Origin of the sequence: Shewanella sp. UCD-KL21 (assembly GCF_001957135.1) — a bacterium.
GTDB lineage: Bacteria > Pseudomonadota > Gammaproteobacteria > Enterobacterales > Shewanellaceae > Shewanella.
The window spans coordinates 1-19,434 of record NZ_MPHK01000022.1; the positions used below are offsets into that span (position 1 = coordinate 1).

12 protein-coding genes are annotated in these 19,434 nt (G+C 42.8%); 7 read left to right on the plus strand and 5 right to left on the minus strand.

All coding sequences use genetic code 11. The features are described from left to right. Positions 1 to 215, minus strand: a 215-nt coding sequence (locus BM739_RS16540; protein WP_175609544.1) for a transposase domain-containing protein, incomplete at its 3' end; no start/stop codon positions are given. Between the two features lie 335 nt (positions 216 to 550). On the opposite strand from BM739_RS16540, the gene BM739_RS16545 reads away from it, so the two are divergent. The 3 genes from BM739_RS16545 (at position 551) to BM739_RS16555 (ending at position 5,472) form a co-directional block, all read left to right on the plus strand. Further along, positions 551 to 1,114 carry a sigma-70 family RNA polymerase sigma factor gene (locus BM739_RS16545; RefSeq protein WP_076542727.1) on the plus strand — a complete coding sequence of 188 codons (564 nt, stop codon included), beginning with the start codon at positions 551 to 553 and terminating at the stop codon, positions 1,112 to 1,114. After that, the gene (locus tag BM739_RS16550) at positions 1,107 to 1,937 is read left to right on the plus strand and encodes a hypothetical protein (protein ID WP_076542614.1); all 831 of its coding nucleotides are present in this window, start codon (positions 1,107 to 1,109) and stop codon (positions 1,935 to 1,937) included. The genes BM739_RS16545 and BM739_RS16550 overlap by 8 nt, the downstream gene beginning before the upstream one ends. Positions 1,938 to 2,178: 241 nt before the next feature. Further along, positions 2,179 to 5,472, plus strand: a complete 3,294-nt coding sequence (locus BM739_RS16555; RefSeq protein ID WP_076542617.1) for a S41 family peptidase — start codon at positions 2,179 to 2,181, stop codon at positions 5,470 to 5,472. A 97-nt stretch (positions 5,473 to 5,569) separates the two neighbouring features. Here BM739_RS16555 and BM739_RS16560 read toward each other — a convergent pair whose 3' ends face one another. Continuing rightward, a complete protein-coding gene (locus BM739_RS16560) occupies positions 5,570 to 6,013 on the minus strand; it encodes an OsmC family protein (protein WP_076542620.1) in 444 nt (147 codons plus the stop codon). A 413-nt stretch (positions 6,014 to 6,426) separates the two neighbouring features. Here BM739_RS16560 and BM739_RS16565 point away from each other — a divergent pair, with 413 nt between their 5' ends. From BM739_RS16565 to raiA, 3 genes are all read left to right on the plus strand, one after another. Next, on the plus strand, positions 6,427 to 9,408 hold the full coding sequence (locus BM739_RS16565; RefSeq protein ID WP_076542623.1) for a TonB-dependent receptor: 2,982 nt from the start codon (positions 6,427 to 6,429) through the stop codon (positions 9,406 to 9,408). 78 nt (positions 9,409 to 9,486) lie between these two features. Next, positions 9,487 to 13,815 (plus strand): pullulanase-type alpha-1,6-glucosidase, encoded by a 4,329-nt coding sequence (gene pulA / locus BM739_RS16570; protein WP_076542626.1) that lies wholly within the window; start codon positions 9,487 to 9,489, stop codon positions 13,813 to 13,815. 497 nt (positions 13,816 to 14,312) lie between these two features. After that, positions 14,313 to 14,669 (plus strand): ribosome-associated translation inhibitor RaiA, encoded by a 357-nt coding sequence (gene raiA, locus BM739_RS16575; protein ID WP_076542629.1) that lies wholly within the window; start codon positions 14,313 to 14,315, stop codon positions 14,667 to 14,669. A 110-nt stretch (positions 14,670 to 14,779) separates the two neighbouring features. Here the strand turns inward: raiA and BM739_RS16580 are convergent, their stop codons facing one another. Continuing rightward, the gene (locus BM739_RS16580) at positions 14,780 to 15,502 is read right to left on the minus strand and encodes a YebC/PmpR family DNA-binding transcriptional regulator (protein WP_076542631.1); all 723 of its coding nucleotides are present in this window, start codon (positions 15,500 to 15,502) and stop codon (positions 14,780 to 14,782) included. A gap of 326 nt (positions 15,503 to 15,828) precedes the next feature. Here BM739_RS16580 and BM739_RS16585 point away from each other — a divergent pair, with 326 nt between their 5' ends. Next, on the plus strand, positions 15,829 to 16,092 hold the full coding sequence (locus BM739_RS16585; protein WP_076542634.1) for a TIGR02922 family protein: 264 nt from the start codon (positions 15,829 to 15,831) through the stop codon (positions 16,090 to 16,092). Positions 16,093 to 16,382: 290 nt separating this feature from the next. Here BM739_RS16585 and BM739_RS16590 read toward each other — a convergent pair whose 3' ends face one another. Both BM739_RS16590 and BM739_RS16595 read right to left on the minus strand, forming a co-directional pair. Then, a complete protein-coding gene (locus BM739_RS16590; protein ID WP_076542637.1) occupies positions 16,383 to 18,278 on the minus strand; it encodes an EAL domain-containing protein in 1,896 nt (631 codons plus the stop codon). Further along, complete coding sequence (locus BM739_RS16595) at positions 18,254 to 19,120, minus strand: glycogen-binding domain-containing protein (RefSeq protein WP_076542639.1); 867 nt, start codon at positions 19,118 to 19,120, stop codon at positions 18,254 to 18,256. The genes BM739_RS16590 and BM739_RS16595 overlap by 25 nt, the downstream gene beginning before the upstream one ends. Positions 19,121 to 19,434 lie beyond the last annotated feature (314 nt).

Genomic DNA, 19,434 nt, shown 5'->3' on the forward strand with positions numbered 1-19,434 from the left:
CAGACTTCTTTTATGGATTGATTACGGATTAATCCCATCCACAGCACGAGCCAGACGGCTTGCTGCGCAGGCAAACGACGATTACGGATACTTGCCTTGTTGGCTGAAAGTAATGATTGTTCTATCCACTGTGAATCGATAGCCTCCATTACAGAAGCATAATCTCCACTTTCTTCTACTGACTCATGAACTAACTCAAGCTCTTGCGCAAACATAAAAAAATCCCTACCAGAATACTGGTAGGGATTATCATTCATCTGCAGGATCGTTCAAGTGTTCTTAACCGATCGGCATTACATCAACGACAAGCTTATCCGATGCCGCAGCCTATTTGGGATACTCCGCCAAATCAAGGCAGCATTATTAACTAGCTCATTGTCGACAGGAGTATTAATGATAAGGTGCTGTGAATAATATCGCTCAATTGCAGAGTATTAATAGACAATCGCATTTACGCTGGGCAAACTGTTTAAAGTGATTAAAAACAGTCTATAAAACAAGGTTGCCAGCGGTGAAGGATAAAATAATTGCATTATCAGATGAGCAATTAATGTTGAATTATCAGCAAGGGGACTCGCTTGCCTTTGAGCAGCTGTATAGCAAACATAAAGGCCCCTTGTATCGTTATTTTGTGCGCCAAATCAGCGATAAGCAATTAGCAGAAGATCTCTACCAAGACACGTGGGGCAAGGTGATAAAAGCCGCGAGCAGTTATCAAGTTACTGCCAAGTTTACCACTTGGATTTATCGTATTGCCCATAACTTACTGATCGATCATGTGCGCGCGGTGAAACCACTGGATAAGCTTGCTGAAACCGCAGAAGACGGCATGGATAGCTTTGATGCCAGCACACTGGATAGTTCTCATAGCAGTCGCCCAGATGAGCAACTGCTTGATAGCCAAAAAGGGCAATTATTAAAGACATGTATTAGTAAGTTACCTCAATTGCAAAGAGAGGCTTTTTTACTGAATATTGAATTGGGCTTAACGGCTACGGCAATCAGTGATATTGCCGATGTAACCTTAGAGGCCACCAAAAGCCGCATTCGCTATGCCTATCAAAGTATCAAGCAATGTGTAGCGCTGAAATGGCAAGGGGCGGATCATGAGTGATTCTAAAGATAAAAGCTCAGTTAACGATAAGACTGATGAACAGTTTGTGGCTTTGCAGCAAGAAATTAAAACCCTGTATCAGCAGGATTTAGAAACGCCCCCCAAAGCGATGGATAAGGCTATCTTAGCCCAAGCTAAATTGAGCGCCGCTCCTGTTGAGCAGGCAAGAGCATCTCAAGGTGATTCAGCAGCCACCAATGTGGTGCAAGTGAGTTTTTGGCATAAGCATCGTTTAGGGCTGTCAACAGCGGCATCTGTGATGATCATTGCCAGTGTTATGTTAGTTAATCCAAACTTTACCCAACATGCCAATATCGATGCGGGTGACAGTGTGCCAATGGCAACCAAAGTCACTGAAACGCCTATTTCAGCAACAGCAACGACAGTTGAATCTGCCGCTGATGTGGCCCCAACTGTGACAACTAAAGTTATGCCTCAACAGCAGCATGAATCTATGTCTGCGGCTCAATCACAATCACAATCACAATTACAATCACAATTACAATCACAACCAGAATCTCAGCCCCAAGTTCAATTACCAACGTCAGTGCAAACTCGTTCAGCTGTTACTGTTACGACCTCAACTAACAAGATTAACTCAGCTAACGCGACTAGGGCAGCCAACGCAGCTAAGGCAACAAACTCCATAAATGCAATCAAGCGTTTAGCTGAAATGTTAGATAACAAACAATTGGAGCAAGCGCAGGCATATTCGAAGGTTATTGAGCTGCAATTCCCTGAGATTATTCAGCAGCAGCATCCTCAATATCAGCAGTACCAAAAATTAAAGCAGCGCTTAAGCTTGCAACAATCGATTCAATAATGGCACTAGTGCGCTAACGGTAACATTGGCTCTAGCTTGACGATTTGTTGTCGAGCTCGTTGTCCAAAGCACCAAGGGTAACAACAAAAGTTGTTACCCTTTTTTTGCGGCGAATAAGTTAATTGTTACAAATTCTTAAACTTTTATCGCAATAAATACTGGGTTTTATACTGCTAAATCAGTTTAAGTTTGCTAGTTTGATTGCTTGAAAATAATAATATTTACAAGGACTTTTCTGACTATGAAACTTCGCCATTCTGTTAGCGCCTGTTTATTAGCGCTTGGGCTGTTAAGCACATCCGCTCTTGCGGTTAATTCAGACAATCAAGGCTATTACCGCGCGCCAGCGCTACATGATCAAACCTTGGTATTTACCGCCGAAGGCGATCTTTGGCTTAGTCAGTTAAATCAAACTTCAGCAACACGATTAACCACCCAAGCAGCAGAAGAAATCGATGCCGTGATCTCAAAAGATGGTAATTGGCTTGCCTATAGCGCGAACTATGATGGTGCTACTGAAGTGTATGTCATGCCGATCAAAGGCGGCGTTGCCAAGCGAGTAAGCTTTGAAAATAGTCGCGTCAGATTGCAAGGCTGGACAGCCAGCGGGGAGGTTTTGTATGCCACCGATAATGCTAATGGGCCGGCAAATTACTGGGTACTTAAAACGGTAAATCCACAGACACTGCAATTAACGGATTTACCCCTAGCAGATGCGATTGAAGGCACGATTGATGATGCGGGCGAGTATGTTTATTTTACCCAGTTTGGCCTGCAAACCAGTGGTGATAACGCCAAAGTTTATCGTGGCGGCGCTTTAGGTGAAATTTGGCGATTTAAATTGGGCAGTAATCAAGAGGCGCAAAAGCTGACTGGAACACATAAAGGATCAGTAAGACAACCTATGCTGTGGCAAAACCGGCTTTATTTTATTAGCGACCAATCTGGCAATGATAATATCTGGTCGATGACGCTTGATGGCCAAGATGCTCAACAACATACCCAATTTAGCGCTTGGCAAGTCAGAGATGCGCAGTTAAATGATGGTCGAGTAGTGTTTCAGCATGGGGCAGATATTAAAGTCTTTAGCATTAATGATAGCAGTTCATCCCTAGTCGATATTAGTCTGACTTCAGATTTTCCCCATCGCCGCGAGCATTGGTTAAAAGATCCAATGGCATTTGCCACCTCAGTGGAATTAGCCGCCAGTGGCGATAAAGCGGTGATCACCGCCAGAAGTCATGTGGCCATAGCAAGTCATGATGGTCGCCGCTTAATTCAAGTACAATCACCTGCTAACGCCCGCATTAGAAATGCGTTATTAAGTACTGATGGTAATTGGGTTTATGGCATCAGTGATGCCTCAGGCGAGCAAGAAATTTGGCAATTCCCCGCAGATGGTAGCGCAGGGGCGAAACAACTGACTAAAGATGGCAGTAGCTTAAGAACCAGCCTGCATTTGTCGCCCAATGGCCGCTATATTGCCCATGATGATTATGATGGCAATGTGTGGCTGCTGGATTTAAACAAAGGCAAAAATACTAAAATCATCACCAAGGGTGAAGGATTAGGAGAGTATCCCGATATCGTCTGGTCTGGTGATAGCCAATTTATTGCCTTAACCAAATTTGAAATGGGTCAACAGCGCCCACAAATCGTGCTGTATTCGGTTAATGATAATAAAGCCCAAGCCATTACCAGTGATAAATACGAGTCCTATTCACCCAGCTTTAGCCCTGACGGACAATGGTTATATTTTTTATCAGCGCGGCACTTTAACGCCACCCCAGGTTCGCCTTGGGGTGATAGAAATATGGGGCCGATTTTTGATAAGCGCACTGAAATCTTTGCCATCGCCTTAACTGAAAAGTCGGTATTTCCCTTCGTAAAACCAACCGAGCTCAATAGCAGTATCATTGCCGATGCGAAAGAGGCTAGAAGTCAGGCACAAAGCAATCAAAAACTAAAAGTCGATTGGAATAATATTAGCCAAAGACTATGGCAAGTTCCGGTAGCATCTGGCAATTATTCTAGCTTAACCGCCAGTAAAGATAAGCTGTATTTACTCGATACAGTGGCAGATAAAAGCAGCTTAAAACTGGTGAAGTTTGATAACTTGTCGCCAGAGGTAACCGAGTTTTCCGCTGATATCAGCGACTATCAACTATCAGCCGATGGTAAAAAATTACTGCTAAGAAAACAGGCTAATCCAAGTGAGCTACATATTGTTGATGCGGGTGATAAAATAGCCACAGAACTTAAAAATACTCAGGTTGATACCGCCCAGTGGCAGTTATCTATAGCGCCAATGCAAGAGTGGCAACAAATCTTTGAAGATGCCTGGTTAATGCACCGAGACTCCTTTTTTGACAAAAATATGCGCGGGGTTAATTGGCAGCAGGTGAAGCAAAAATATCAGCCGTTATTAGCCCGCTTAACTGATAGAAATGAGCTTAATGACCTGTTCAAACAAATGATGGGCGAGCTTGATTCATTGCACTCTCAAGTGCGCGGTGGTGATATTGCTAAAAACGACACTGCCACAGGGGCAAGTTTAGGGGCACGGTTAGCGCAAACCTCAAAAGGGGTGCTGATTAATCACATTTATCGCAACGACCCAGAGCTACCAACGCAGGCATCACCGCTGGCCCGTATTGACGTTGACGCCGCTGAGGGCGACATTATCAAAGCCATTAATGGTAAGCCTATCAGCAGTATTGCTCAGGTCAGTCAGCTACTGCGTAACCAAACCAATAAACAAGTGTTGCTGGAGTTAACCCGTGGTAAAAAAAGCCATCAAACGATTGTAGTGCCCCATGATAACCGCACCGATGCCAAGCTACGTTATTTAGACTGGGTCACCAATAATGCCGCCAAAGTCAGCAGCGCCAGTAAGGGTAACATTGGTTATTTACATCTGTATGCCATGGGCTCAGGGGATATTGAAAGCTTTGCCCGTGAGTTTTATACCAATTATGACAAAGACGGCTTAATCATTGATGTGCGCCGTAATCGCGGCGGTAATATCGATAGCTGGATTATTGAAAAATTATTGCGCCGTGCGTGGGCTTTTTGGCAGCCCACCCATGGCACTGCTAATACCAATATGCAGCAAACCTTTAGGGGACACTTAGTGGTGCTCGCCGATCAAATGACTTATTCAGATGGCGAGACTTTTTCAGCAGGCATTAAATCCTTAGGGTTAGCGCCGCTAATCGGTAAGCAAACCGCTGGCGCTGGGGTATGGCTTTCTGGGCGTAACAGCCTAACGGATAAAGGCATGGCAAGAGTGGCAGAGTATCCACAATATGCTATCGATGGCAGTTGGATTGTTGAAGGTCACGGAGTTGAGCCGGATATTGAGGTAGATAACTTACCTTTTGCTACATTCTCGGGCCAAGATGCCCAGCTTGAAACTGCCATTCGTTATTTAAAAGATGAGCTGATCCAAAAGCCAATTCCGCCGTTAAAAGCGAAGCCAATTCCTGCAAGCGGATTTGCCGCAGATACTAAAGCGCAATTTAAAATGCGCTAACTCAGTAAAGCTTAATAAATAACGGTAAAAAAACCGATATCAAGTCAAATTGATATCGGTTTTATTATTTGTAAATACAGCCTTTAGCAGGCATTTATCAGCCGTTAATTGCTACTTCTGAATTAACACTATTGGCGATAAAGCAATTGGCGTGGGCTTTGTCATGGATTTTATTAATCACTTCCTGACTTACTTCAATGCCGTCTGCAAAAGTTACCACTGGATTCAAGGTCATTTTGGTCACTGACAGCTTACCGTTAGCATTTTTGCCGAGTTCTGCTTTGGCATTATCAACATAGGTTTCAACTGTTAAGCGTTTTAAGTGGGCAATGGCTAAAAACGTTAGCATATGGCAAGACGATAAGGCTGCTAGCAAACTTTCTTCAGGATTAATTTTGGCTTCATTGCCTTTATATTCAGGCGCAGAAGAGGCGTGAACAACTTGGCCTGTACCAAATTCGATTTGGTGATCCCGGTTAAACTCTGGCGCTTGATGATCAAAATGATCTGCTTGCCATTTTACCGTTAACTTAAAACCCATCATTTATCCTTTGTATACAATTTCAAACACTTAGTGAGTAACCTTGTTAATACTGTCATTAGAAGCATTACTCAAATGGTTTAGCTGGAAAAGTATTCTACCTGAGTGAGTGACGAAATCTACCTCCCCTTAGATATTTAATGACTAGCCTATAGCCAAAAGTGGATTGGCGCGGATAGTGTAAATATTAATCATAGTGAGCAAATGGCTTTTAGTATTTGATTACATCAACTTAGCGGTAGTTTTATTAATCAACATGTTAATAAGATGTTATGAATACGTATGCAGTAAATTGAGGCTAGCACAGAAGCATGGCTAGTATATCTGGATAATAATGCCTGATATTCCATTAGTCTGAGCGGTATAACTGAATGTTGGGTGACTATAAAAACCAGTATGGTGAGGGAAACTCAATGTTCAATTGTAAACCTAGTGTTTTATCGCTAGCGCTAGCTGCTGCGGGGATCGGATTTACTTTTTCATCCGATATAGCGCTTGCTGCCGATGACATCAATACCGAAAAAACGCAGGTCGCCAATGCGGCTGAAACACAAAACCAACCTCTAGCGGTAGAAAATCAAAAACCAACAACAGCGAATAATCGTGTCGCAGAAGATGATATTGAGGTGATTAGTGTTAAAGGCTATAGCCGCAGTTTGATTGACTCTTTAAATGCCAAACGTTACGGCGATACCGTGTCGGAGCAATTATCAGCCGATGATCTAGGCGCCTTGCCTGATGTATCAATGGCGGATGCATTAACCCGTTTACCGGGCATTTCAGCAGTGCGTACCGGGGGACAAGCCGCTGAAATTAACATTCGTGGTATGTCTGGCGGGTTTGTATTTTCAACCTTAAATGGCCGTGAGCAAGTATCGACAAGTGGCTCACGCAGTATTGAATTTGACCAATATCCATCTGAACTTATCAGCTCAGCAGCTGTATACAAATCGCCTAAAGCGTCATTAATTGAAGGCGGCGTAGCGGGGACTGTCGAGCTTTCAACAGTGAGCCCGTTAAGCAAAGACAAGCAACACAGTTTTACTGCCAATGTCCGTGGTATGTACAACGATCGCGCAGACGAAGTTTACGGCGCTGAAGAGTTTGGTTCACGTTTAAGCTTTTCATATCAAGGTAAGTTTTTAGAAGACACCTTAGGCGTCGCGGTCGGTTATGCGCGCCTTGAGCAGCCCAGTGTCGCCACCCAATTTGTGGGCTTTGCGTATAACGGTTCGTTAGATGTAGACGGCCTAGAAAATGATACCAACGGCCCAATTGGCGATGATGGTGACATGAGCAATGCTCATAAAGAATACTTAGGTGAAGGTTTTGAACTACAGCATTTGGGCGGCGTTGAAACTCGTAATGGCTACATGGGGGCGATTGAATGGGCGCCGGTTGATAACTTTGTTTTAAAAGCTGACGCCTTTATTTCACGTTTTGACAGTGAAGCATTTGCTCGCGGTTTTAGGGTTAAACTTGATGGTGAAAATGCCAATATTCATAACCCTGTGTTAGATGGTAATGCGGTGATTGGTGGTAATTTTGGCCGTAAATCAAAAGACAGTAATACCCGTGTTGAAATCGTCAATGATGATAATCAAGACTTTGATGAAGTAAATAGTTTTGGCATTAATGCCGATTGGCAAGTTACTGATAATTTAAACGTCAATTTAGATGTGTCCTTGTCATCTGCTAAAAGTGATTTTCGTAATGGTTTGCTATGGGCTAACGTTGCCGAGGACGCCACCATTGACTCACCAGTATTTGATAATGATGTGGCAATCAATTATTTACTCAATGGTTTAGACCTACCCGATGTGGGTTTTAGTCAGGCTGATGCTTTTTCAGATATAGATAAAGTGATGGTCAGTAAATACGGCATTTACCCTTATGAAAATGAAGATGAATTAACAGCATTTCGTTTAGACTTTACCTACGAATTAAATAGCAGCTTTATTTCAAGCATCGAGTTTGGTGGCCGTTACTCAGATCGAACCTATTCAAATGATCGCTCGGTATTTGAATATGGTGCAGATAATGCTTTTTCAGATTCTCAGCCACCGTTACGACTGACTGATGACATGACAACGGTCGTAAATTGGGAAGGGGATTTTGGTTACTTCCCATCCTACCTTGCAATTGACGTTGATAAAGCCCTCAATGCTTGGTTTCCTGGTGGCACCCCACAACCAGTACAAACTTGGGGTAATTCAGAAGGGGTTATTGACGCGAAGGGTTATGAAAATGGTTACTCGTGGACCATGCTACAAAGCGGAGAGGTATACGAAGAAGTCTTCTCTGGTTATGTGATGGCCAACATCGATCTTGAAATTGGAAACTTACCAATAACCGGTAACTTTGGCGTTCGTGTTGTTAATACCGACCAGTCAGCCACCATGTTGCAAAATGTGGGTGATGCTCCTGAACTCGGTGCGCAAAATATCACAGATGACATCGGCATTATCAATCAACACTATGCGCGCACTATTCAAGGTATTAGCTATACAGATTACTTGCCATCGATAAACCTTAACTTCAAGTTAAATGACGAATCTCTGCTGCGTTTCGCTGCGGCTAAAGTGATGTCTCGTCCGCCGATCAATCGTCTTGCTGGTGATATCAGTGCGACAGTCTCTGATGATGGTGAAATTAATGGCTCCAGTACTAACAACCCTTTTTTAAAACCATTTTATGCCGATCAGTATGACTTATCTTATGAATACTACCTCGATGACGGTGCGATTGTAGCTGCAGTTTTCTACAAAAATATTGACTCCTTCATTGATACGATTGGTATCACAGATTTCGATTTTGCAGGCAACGGCTTCAATGTGCCTGAATTCAAAGATCTCGATAATCAATCACGGGTTCCAACCTATAACGGTACCTATACCACGGCAGTAAATAATGCCAATGGGGGTTATATTCGTGGCCTCGAATTAGCTTACACCCAAGTATTTTCAACCCTGCCTGATGCTTGGTCAGGCTTAGGTTTTAATGCCAGTTATTCCTATACCGAATCCGAGGTTGAATCAATCACAAGTTTAGGTGGTGATACCACCATTCAATCATTACCGGGATTATCTAATAACGTTGCCAATGCGACTTTGTTTTATTCCTATGAAGGGTTTGAAACCCGAGTGAGTGCGCGTTATCGAGATGAGTTTGTGTCTGAGCAAGTGGCGATTAATGAGCAAGTGGTTAACTTTGATGGCGAAACAGTCATTGATTATCAGGCATCGTACCAAGTCACCGATGGCCTTGGGGTGCTATTTCAAGTGAACAACTTAACCGACGAGCCAACCAAGAGTTACTTTGGTACCGAAAACAAGACCGGCACCATTCAATACTTTGGCCGTGAATACTATTTGGGGTTCACCTATGCAATGTAATCAGTTGATTGAGTTTCAAGATAATAAAAACCAAATATCACGTTTGATAAAAACATATTTAATGGGGAGAGCTCACTCATGATGAGTATTTCTAAAATAATAAAATTGACAGCCATTGCAGCCAGTATTACCGCTCTGACAGGTTGTGGTAGCGAATCATCTGAATCTGGTGAAGTATTACTGACTTGTAGCTCACCGAACATTCCCAACGCTACTGGTACAGAATGTGTGGCGCCGCCTGCAAAGGTCTGTAAAGCGCCGACTTTTCCGGATGCTAAAAACGAATCTTGCATTGTAGGTTATAACGAAAAATTGCCTTTACCTGTAGTGTTAGCCAGTGAAAACCAAGCGGTTCTTTACTATAACAGATTGAAAGATAAGAATAACACAGAAAAAAATCCGAATTATGCTGCGTTTAGGCTCCATACTTGGAATAACGATGCCTGCGATAGCTATGCTCCGCCTTTTGACTCCACAGAATGGAGTAATGGCCACCTGTTTGATGGTGTTGATGAAAACTATGGCGCTTATTGGATCCTTAATCTTAAAGAAGGCTTCTCTGAGTGTGCCCAGTTTATTATCCACGATGGTGATACAAAGGCATTATCTGCTAGTGATATGTCGATGAATCTTAAAGCGCATGAAGACCCTACATCAGTAGAGGCGCAATTCGACCGCGCTAACTTTACGATAGATGGTACCCCAGATGTATATGACTTCCCTATTTTAGATGTGGGATTTTCTATTGCAGATGCCAGCGCTCACTGGCTAGATCAAAATACCTTTGTATGGAATGAAGACCCTGAGGGCATTGCCAAGTTCGTATTACATTACGCTGCAACAGCAGGCATTGGCGTTGATGATGGCGGCAGTATTAGCGGCGCACAGCTTGAGTTAGCTGAAACTGAGCTAACCGATACGCAAAAAGCCTTAGTGCCACATTTGGCTGACTGGCCTGCTTATGAGGCCAACTTTAGCGCTGATGAAGCTAAAATGATGGCCAAAAACCAGCTAGTGATGGCTGCTTATGACAGTGACAATAAACCTGTCGCGGCAACCCATGTGCAAGTGGCTAAGGTGCTAGATGCACTCTATACCCAAGGGGATAATGATGCTGATGAAGCTGATCTAGGCATTATTTATGATGGCAGTAATATTATCGCCAAAGTGTGGGCGCCCACAGCGCAGTCTGTAAACTTAAAAGTCTACGATGCAGCGAAAACGCTCACTAGCACAGAGGCGATGACATTAGATAGCGCCACAGGTATTTGGTCATTCAGTGGCGATATGAGCCTAGACCGCATGTATTACCGCTATGAGTTAACGGTATTTCACCCTGTGACGAAAGCCATTGAAACGCTTGAATCAACCGACCCATACTCGCTCAATGTGTCAACTAATGGCCGTTATAGCCAGTTTGTTAATTTAAGCGATGATGACTTAAAGCCTGAAGGCTGGGACGGACATAGTATTCCTACCATTGTAAATGCTGAAGATGCGGTAATTTATGAGGGCCATGTCCGTGATTTTAGTGCTAGGGATGAAAGTACCTCTGCCGCCAACCGTGGTAAGTATTTAGCCTTTACCGAACAGGGTAGTGCGCCAGTAGAGCATTTACGAACCTTGGCACAAAGCGGTGTGACCCATTTTCACTTATTGCCGGTAAATGACATTGCTACAGTGAATGAAGATCCTGCTGAGCGCATTGATATCACAGACACCTTAGGCGCCTTGTGTGACAAGATTGATGACAATGCAGATGCTTGCAGTACTCAAGATAAGTCAGCAACTATTGAGTCTATCCTTGCTGGTAATGCCGTAGGCTCTTTTGAAACGCAGGACTTAGTTAACGCCATGCGAGGCTATGACAGCTTTAACTGGGGTTATGATCCACAGCACTTTATCGCGCCAGAAGGCAGCTATGCCACTGACGCAGATGGGGTAGCGCGTATTATTGAATTACGCGCCATGAACCAAGCGTTGCATGAGCTAGGACTACGAGTAGTGCTCGATGTGGTCTATAACCACACCAGTGCATCAGGCTTATGGGATAACTCAGTGCTCGATAAAGTGGTGCCGGGTTATTACCATAGATACAACGAAATCACAGGTAACATTGAATCATCCACTTGTTGTGATAACACCGCAACAGAGCATCGGATGATGGATAAGTTTGTCACCGATTCTATGGTCATTTGGGCCCAGCAATATGGCTTTGATAGCTTCCGTTTTGATGTCATGGGCCATATGCCTAAAAGCAGCATTTTAGCAGCCCGTGAAGCGGTGCAAGCAGTAGATGCAGATAACTACTTTTATGGCGAAGGCTGGAACTTTGGCGAGGTGGCTGATAACCGTTTATTTGAGCAAGCTGTGCAAGCCAATATGGCTGGCAGTGAAGTAGGTACCTTTAATGACCGTATTCGTGAAGCGGTTCGTGGTGGCGCCTTGTTTGCCATGGAGCAAAAAGATGATTACTTGCGTGATCAAGACACCTTGCGTTTATCTATGGCGGGTAACTTACAAAACTATGTCTTAAAAGACTTTAATGGTAATTCAGCTAAGGGCAGTAGCTTTAGCTGGAATAGCCAACCAACGGCTTATGCGCTAGATCCTGCTGATAGCATCAACTATGTGTCAAAGCATGACAACGAAACCCTGTGGGATGTTTTGCAGTATTCAAATGACATCAGTATGTCATTAGATAGCCGGGTACGAGTGCAAAACATTGCCGCAACCATTCCATTAATGAGTCAAGGTATTCCATTTTTGCAAATGGGCGGCGATATGCTGCGCTCAAAATCATTGGATCGTAACACCTATGATTCAGGTGATTGGTTTAACTGGGTCGACTTTACCAAAAACAGCAACAACTGGAATGTCGGTTTACCATTAAAGCAAGATAATGATGCCAAAATGGATCAAATTATTACTCTTGCAGGTAACCCTAACTCAGCTGCATCAATGTCTGAGATAGAGTTTGCATCTAGTGTGTTCAATGAGTTTTTATCAATTCGTAAAGCTAGCCCATTACTAAGACTTACCACAGAGCAAGATATTATCGACCGTGTAGGTTTTCATAATATTGGCAAAAATCAAACTCAAGGCGTGATAGTCATGAGCGTTGATGACGGCGGTGAGTTAGTCGATATCGACCCAGCAGTCGATGCCATGGTGGTGATGGTTAACGGTAGCGATCAAGCCCAATCTCATAGCGTGGCAACAGCAGCAGATTTTAGCTTGCATCCAACACTTGTTATGTCGGTAGATTCGACCGTGCAATCGGCAAGCTTTAGCCAAGGTGAAGGCGAGGGCACCTTTACGGTTCCAGCTTATACCACAGCAGTATTTGTTAAAAATCAAGGTGACGCTCAAGGTGAAGGCTTAAGTGCTGATGCAACTGCGGGTGCGCCTGATGTAGTGCCATACGGCAGTACAACAGTGTTTGTTCGTGGTGGCATGAATGGCTGGGGTGAGCTTGATAGCTTTAGCTATATCGGCGCAGGTGAATACCGTGTGGCTATTAACTTAGCGGCTGGTGGCTATGACTTTAAAGTGGCATCCAGTGATTGGAGCACAGTGGATTTTGGCGGCGTGTCAGATGCCGAAGCGGCAGTTGATGAAGACGTCGCTGAGCCACTTGCTAGAGCGGGCGCTAATTTAAGCTTTACCGCAACACTTGATGGGACTTACGTGTTCTCGTTAGATGCCTCAGATAAAGACAACCCAGTATTAACCATTTATAACGAAGAGCCATTTGTGGGCACAGAGGTATACCTGCGCGGCGATATGAACGGCTGGAGCACCGATAATGAAATGCTGTCTTTTGGCGGCAGTATTTACCAAGTCGACATAATGGTTTCTGCGGGAGTTAAAGGCTTTAAAGTCGCTTCAAGCGACTGGTCTAGCGTTGATTACGGCAGTCTTGATGACGATGGCACAGTGAGCTTAGCCACCGATAAACAGCTTGCTGTGTCAGGTTCAAATTTAAGCTTGGATTTTGACTCTGAAGAAATGTACAGCTTTACCTTTGATATGAGTAATCGCGCAGAGCCAGTATTAAGGGTAAATAAAACCGCAATGTTTGGCGCGAATACGGTTTATGTACGTGGTGGCATGAATGGATGGGGTGAAGTTGATGCGCTAACTTATCAAGGTGCATCGGTTTACCATGTAGATATCGCTTTAGAGGCGGGCAATCATGAATTTAAGATTGCCACTGCAGATTGGTCTACTGTTGATTTTGGTGCTATTGCAGGCGAAGAAATCGTGCTAGAAGGTGAAATGCAGTCATTGGCATCTAAAGGGGCTAATATGAATTTTAGCGCCGCAGATGCTGGCACATATCGATTTACGGTCACCGGCCCTAGTGCCAGCTCTCCCACCTTGTCGGTAACTAAAGTTAACTGACTTTAACGATAAATTTAGCCCAAATGACCGCTATAACAAAACCCAGCTTATGCTGGGTTTTTTATGAAATCCACTGCCAGTGGTTAAAAGTGAGTGTAAAGCGTGAATTATCACTTTTAGTCATAGATTAACTTGAGGCCATGGACGCTTGAGCTGTGTCTTAATTTAGCTTTTTTGGGTGATTTTTAAACTATTTTGAAGGTTAATTTTCTTAAAAAACAGCTAAGTGCACAAATAAAGTGCAAACACGACAAAAGTTGCAGATTTTGTTTTAATTTTATGTCTATACTGAAGTTGTAAGGCAAATGAATCGCTGCAAACAAAATAATTAACACTAGCATGAGGTGTAGTGAGAAATTTTTGTAACGTTAACAAAAATTTATCTAACTTCCCTTGTGATCTAGGACACAAGCCCTCAAATATACTGGTGTAAGAATAAAATTGCTTAAAGAAAGTGAAGTATATAGCGTCGCTATATTATTAAAGGATATTTATCTATGAAAATAAATCTTTCGGGTCACCATGTCGATGTTACAGATACTGTAAAAGAACACGTCAATCAAAAATTCACTAAAATAGCCAGTCATTTCCCAACGCTAATATCACTCGATATTATTATTTCAAAAGAGCACGGCGAATTTGAAGTCGAAATCACCACTAACTATGAAGGTAGCCGAATCGCTGCAAAAGCGTCAGATCCCGTGATGTACCCAGCACTTACCCAAGCAGGTAAAAAACTTGATGCCGCACTTAAGCATCGTAAAGGACAATTAAAAGCAGATTTACATCAGAAGCCAGAGGTTACAGCTCCTGAAATAGCTTATGAAAAAGTTCAAGAAATGGAATTAAGATAAGCGACTTGCCCTTATTTAAGTTACAAAAGTAAGCCAATAAAAAACGCAGTCTATTGACTGCGTTTTTTATTGGGCTCACCCGCTTAGGGTTGGCGCAATTGCTGTTGCTGTTAGTCGTTAATCTCAGCATTGTGATAAACGTTTTGTACGTCATCACAGTCTTCTAAAGCAGCAATAAATTTATCGAAGGTTTCAACATCTTCACCGCTCACTTCGGTCATGGCTTGAGGCACAAAAGTGATATGTTCAACTTCAAATTCGATGTCAGCATTATCTTCAGTTAATGCCACACGGACTTTGTTGTATTCAGTGATTGGTGAGAAAACGCTGATCATGCCATCTTCTAATTCAACATCAGTAACGTCCACATCAGCCATCATCAACAATTCTAAAACGGCTTCATCGTCATCACCAGGAAATACAAATACGGCTTGGTGGTCAAAACTGTGAGCAACAGTACCAGGTCCACCTAACTTAGCATCATTTTTAACGAAAGCTTGACGTACTTCAGTGAAAGTACGTTTCACATTATCAGTTAAGCAATCTACGATGACTGAACATCCACCAGGGCCAAAACCTTCATAACGCGCGGTATCATAATCTTCACCGCCACCGCCTTTGGCTTTTTCAATGGCACGTTCAATAACATGAGTCGGTACTTGGTCTTTTTTCGCACGTGCAATTAAGCTGCGTAATGCTAAGTTACCGTCAGGATCAACACCACCATTTTTAGCTGAAACATATATCTCTTTACCGTAGCGCGAGTATAAACGCGTTTTTTGGCCAGCGGTTTTAGCCATAGATTCTTTGCGGTTTTGGTATGCTCTTCCCATCTTAATCTCAGTCTTATATCGAAAAATTGTCGATGATTCTAGCAAAAATTATCGCGACTGTTTAGGGGCTGTATCTGTTTCAATGGTAATTTTACTGGTTTTTGCTCATTTTCTTGCCAGCAGCACAAAAATGACCGCTGTAGAAATTAAAATTCTCCCTAATTTTTGAACAAAATCATCATTAAGCAGTGAGCTAAGTCAAATTAGCGATACCTTTGTAAGTAATATGTTGTTCAGTTTCTCGATAAATCAACTATTCAAGACTAGACTTACTACGAAGGACGTAATAGTCATGTTAGCCGCTTTATAAGGATGAGAGTGAACTTATGACAGAAGTAACGCAGCCATTAGCCACAGTCGATAAAGATAATAAAGCGACAGTAACGGTATTATTTTATGATGCTCCGGCAGGTCTATCGATGAATAATACTGTACTGAAAGGGTTAAATGTCAGCGCCGCCGGAAGGGTGATATTGCCCGATGAGTTTCGAGAGGGTAAGTCGATAATTGCCGTGCTTGATGGTGAGTGCACTGTGCTTAACACCTTGGGTGAGCGAGTTTATTCTCAACAAAAATTGGTTGGCAGCTAACTAAATTTTGTCATCAAACAGCAGCTAACATCAATAAATAAAACGAGGGCGACTATATTTAGTCGCCCTCGTTTTATTTATTGGCCATGGTTTTGTGTTTAACGCTAATCTGATGCCATATTGGCTGAGGGAGTTTAATTGCAACCAGGCTCATAAAAACGTTGCTCATGGCTGAGTGAGCCGGCTTTCGAGTTACAAAGCTACCGCAACTGAGTTGCGGTAGCTTTTGTTTGCCCTTAGTGCCTAGTGATTAGTGCTTAGTGATTAGTGCTTGCAGATAGTGCTGAGGGTTAACTAAATACTGGCTCATTAAGGCTATTTGTAAGCTGCTTTTTTACTGGGCGCGGTAAGCCTAATGCCGCCTCAATTGTTGGCTGGGGTTTACCCAGTAAATAGCCCTGAGCGTAGTCAATTTGGTAGTGCTTAACCATATTTAGCACCTTGTCAGAATCCACAAATTCAGCCACAGTTTTAATATGCATTTTGCGAGCAAATTCAGAAACGGTTTCAACTAAATGTTGGGCTTTCTTATCATGATCTAGGTGACGGATAAGCGAGCCATCAATCTTAATGATATCCACATCTAAGCTGAGCAAATGACTAAAGTTAGAATAACCAGCCCCAAAGTCATCAATGGCAATTTTACAGCCAAAAGGTTTTACTTTTGCAATGAAGTCTTTTACTAATTGGTAGTTGGTTATCTCATCACTTTCAAGTAATTCAAAGGTTAATCTTTGCGCCGCCCCAGGATATTGCGTCAGTAGATTAAGCAGCTGATTCACTTGTTCAGGTAGGGCAATATCATCGATAGAGATATTGACTGAAAACTCGTAGGGTTGTAGATGAAATAATGCAAAAGATTTTGTCAGCATACTCTGCATCAAGAGTGGGTAAATGCGCGATTGCACTGCGGTTTTCATAAACATTGCAGGCGTTAAATAATCGCCATCAGCTTGTTTTATTCGCATTAAACATTCAAATTTAGGGGCGCTATTGCCGTCCAGTGGCTGGATTAATTGCACAAAGGGCACTACGGCATCATTTTGTATTGCCAGCGCCAACATACGGCTTTGCTGCATGTTGTGCTCAAAAGCTTGTGGGTTGACCATTGATAGGGAAAACAGCTGATAACGCTGAAGCTGCTTAAGGGCAATTCTTCTGGCTAAATCAGCATGTTGATGCAGTTGTGAGTAATTATTATCAATACAGTGTGCACCACCGGCGCTGAGGTTAACGTATACCTCGTTGCCATCTATGGTGATGGCATGTTGAGTGACATCATCAATAATGGTTTCTGCTAGTTGTTGTAAGTGCAGATCTTCAACTTGATTGCTAAGGGTGACGACAAACTCGTTAGCACCGGTTTTGTAAACAGTGTGCTGGCTAGCGGCAGCGACGATCCGCTTAGCAATGACTTGGATAGTCGCATCACCAGTTTTTACCCCGTAAAAATCATTAATTTGGCCAAACTGATTAATGTTAAAGGCAATTAAAGAGTGCGCTGTTTTACCCGCTAAGTCAGCGTAAAGCTTTTTGCGGTTAGGTAAGCCTGTAAGGTTATTAAAATAAGCCTCGGTATACAGATTGGTATTTTGCTGCTCAATTTTATTAAAACTGGTCACCAAGGAGTGACGCATTAATTCAAAATCTTCAGCCAGTTGTTGAATTTCATCTTGGCTATTTATGTAAAGTTTTTGGTTTAAGTTACCCTTAACGATTCTTTGGGTCCAACTGGTCAGTATTAGAATGTCTTTGGTGACAATTTTACCGACGCGAATAAACAACCAGCTGGCTACCGCAATCAGCCCCAGCAAAAGCAACAGCTGAAAAAACAGCATATTTAATAGCTCAGTGCCATAAAGCTTTACTTGAATCGACGCGCCATAAAAGCCTTTTAATTGGCCTCGGTAAACAATTGGCTGCATCAACTGGCTAAAACCTAGTACCCATTCAGCTTGTTGGGTACGCGCGGTTTCTATTTTACGCATATTGCGAGGGCGTTTTTGTACCAGTAACTGCCCAGTAAGCGCTTGTTGTTGTGCCTTGGGAATTAATTGCGCCCATAAGCCTTTCATAAAGTAATCTTCAGAGCTAGCAAAGCCAAGCTTTGAGGCTCTATCTTGTTGGATGGCTTCATTCTGACGGCGGTGATGCAAGCTGACTAATTGGCCGTTTTTATCCAGCACGGCAAAATCTGACAGGGTAATTTGAAATAAGCTGTTTTGTTTTTTATCGATGCGGGTAGTTGCGGGAGAAAAAAACGCTCAATGGTTGTTGATATTTGTTGTTGCTGGTCTGCTATGTTATCAAAATCAATTTGTTCACTGGCTAGCAGTAAGTGCATGTTATGCAAGGTGTCACTAACCGAAAGCTTTATCAGTTGGCGGCTTTGATGTAGTTGATAGCCAAAAAACACCACTTGAGCACAAATAAGGATCAACATGTTGCTGATCATCAGTTTACGGTGAAAGGGCATTTTTAAATGCAGTAACCAATATAAAAAAGGCTCTAATACACAAAATAGTAAAAATGCCCCCACAATCGATAGAGTAAATAGCTGCACTGTGGTGGCAATCTTGGGCCAGTCAAGCACATGTAACAATGAGTTGGCATCACCCCAAGGGTTACTGGCTGTTTCAGGGTTATTCGGGTCTAAAATCCAAATCGGTGTCGGTTGTCCATCGAGATGCAATACCAGTTTATATTCAATGTCACCGGGATGAATGGAAAGATCATATTGCCATTGGTTAGCAGAGACCGGCTGCATTTGATAATAAGGGTCGTCACTATACCAGTCAGAAAAACTGCCACTGACAAAAACCTTATTCACTTTAGCATCAGGGCTAAGACCATAATCTTGATTGAGGGCGTCAGAGAGTGGCAAGGTTAGCGTGATGCGATAAGGGTTTAACGCATCTGTCGTCATTGCATTAATTAGCCAAGTTTGAATCGGCCACAAACACACTAGCGCAACCAAAATGCCAAGCCTAATTTTCCATTTATGTAAATAATGAGCAACTATACTCACAGACACGACCTTGTATCTTAAAAAAGTAACTACAGACGACTATATTACTTAGCCTTTGGTAAGCAATATGAGCTGCAATTTCACCGAGGTCAACAAATTGCAGTATAAAAAATGCCTTAAACAGTGTTCGGAAAATTCACCAATGATCCTAAGCCCTTATGAGGGCAGACTTTTGCCTCAAAACAAGCGCAATAACATTTTTAATACACTTGTATAAAAATAACACCTCGGCGAGTTCAGCCTCACATCAAGGTGCTAATTTGTGAAGCACAGCAAATAAGCTGCCTAGCAGATATGGCTTATTTTGCGTATAA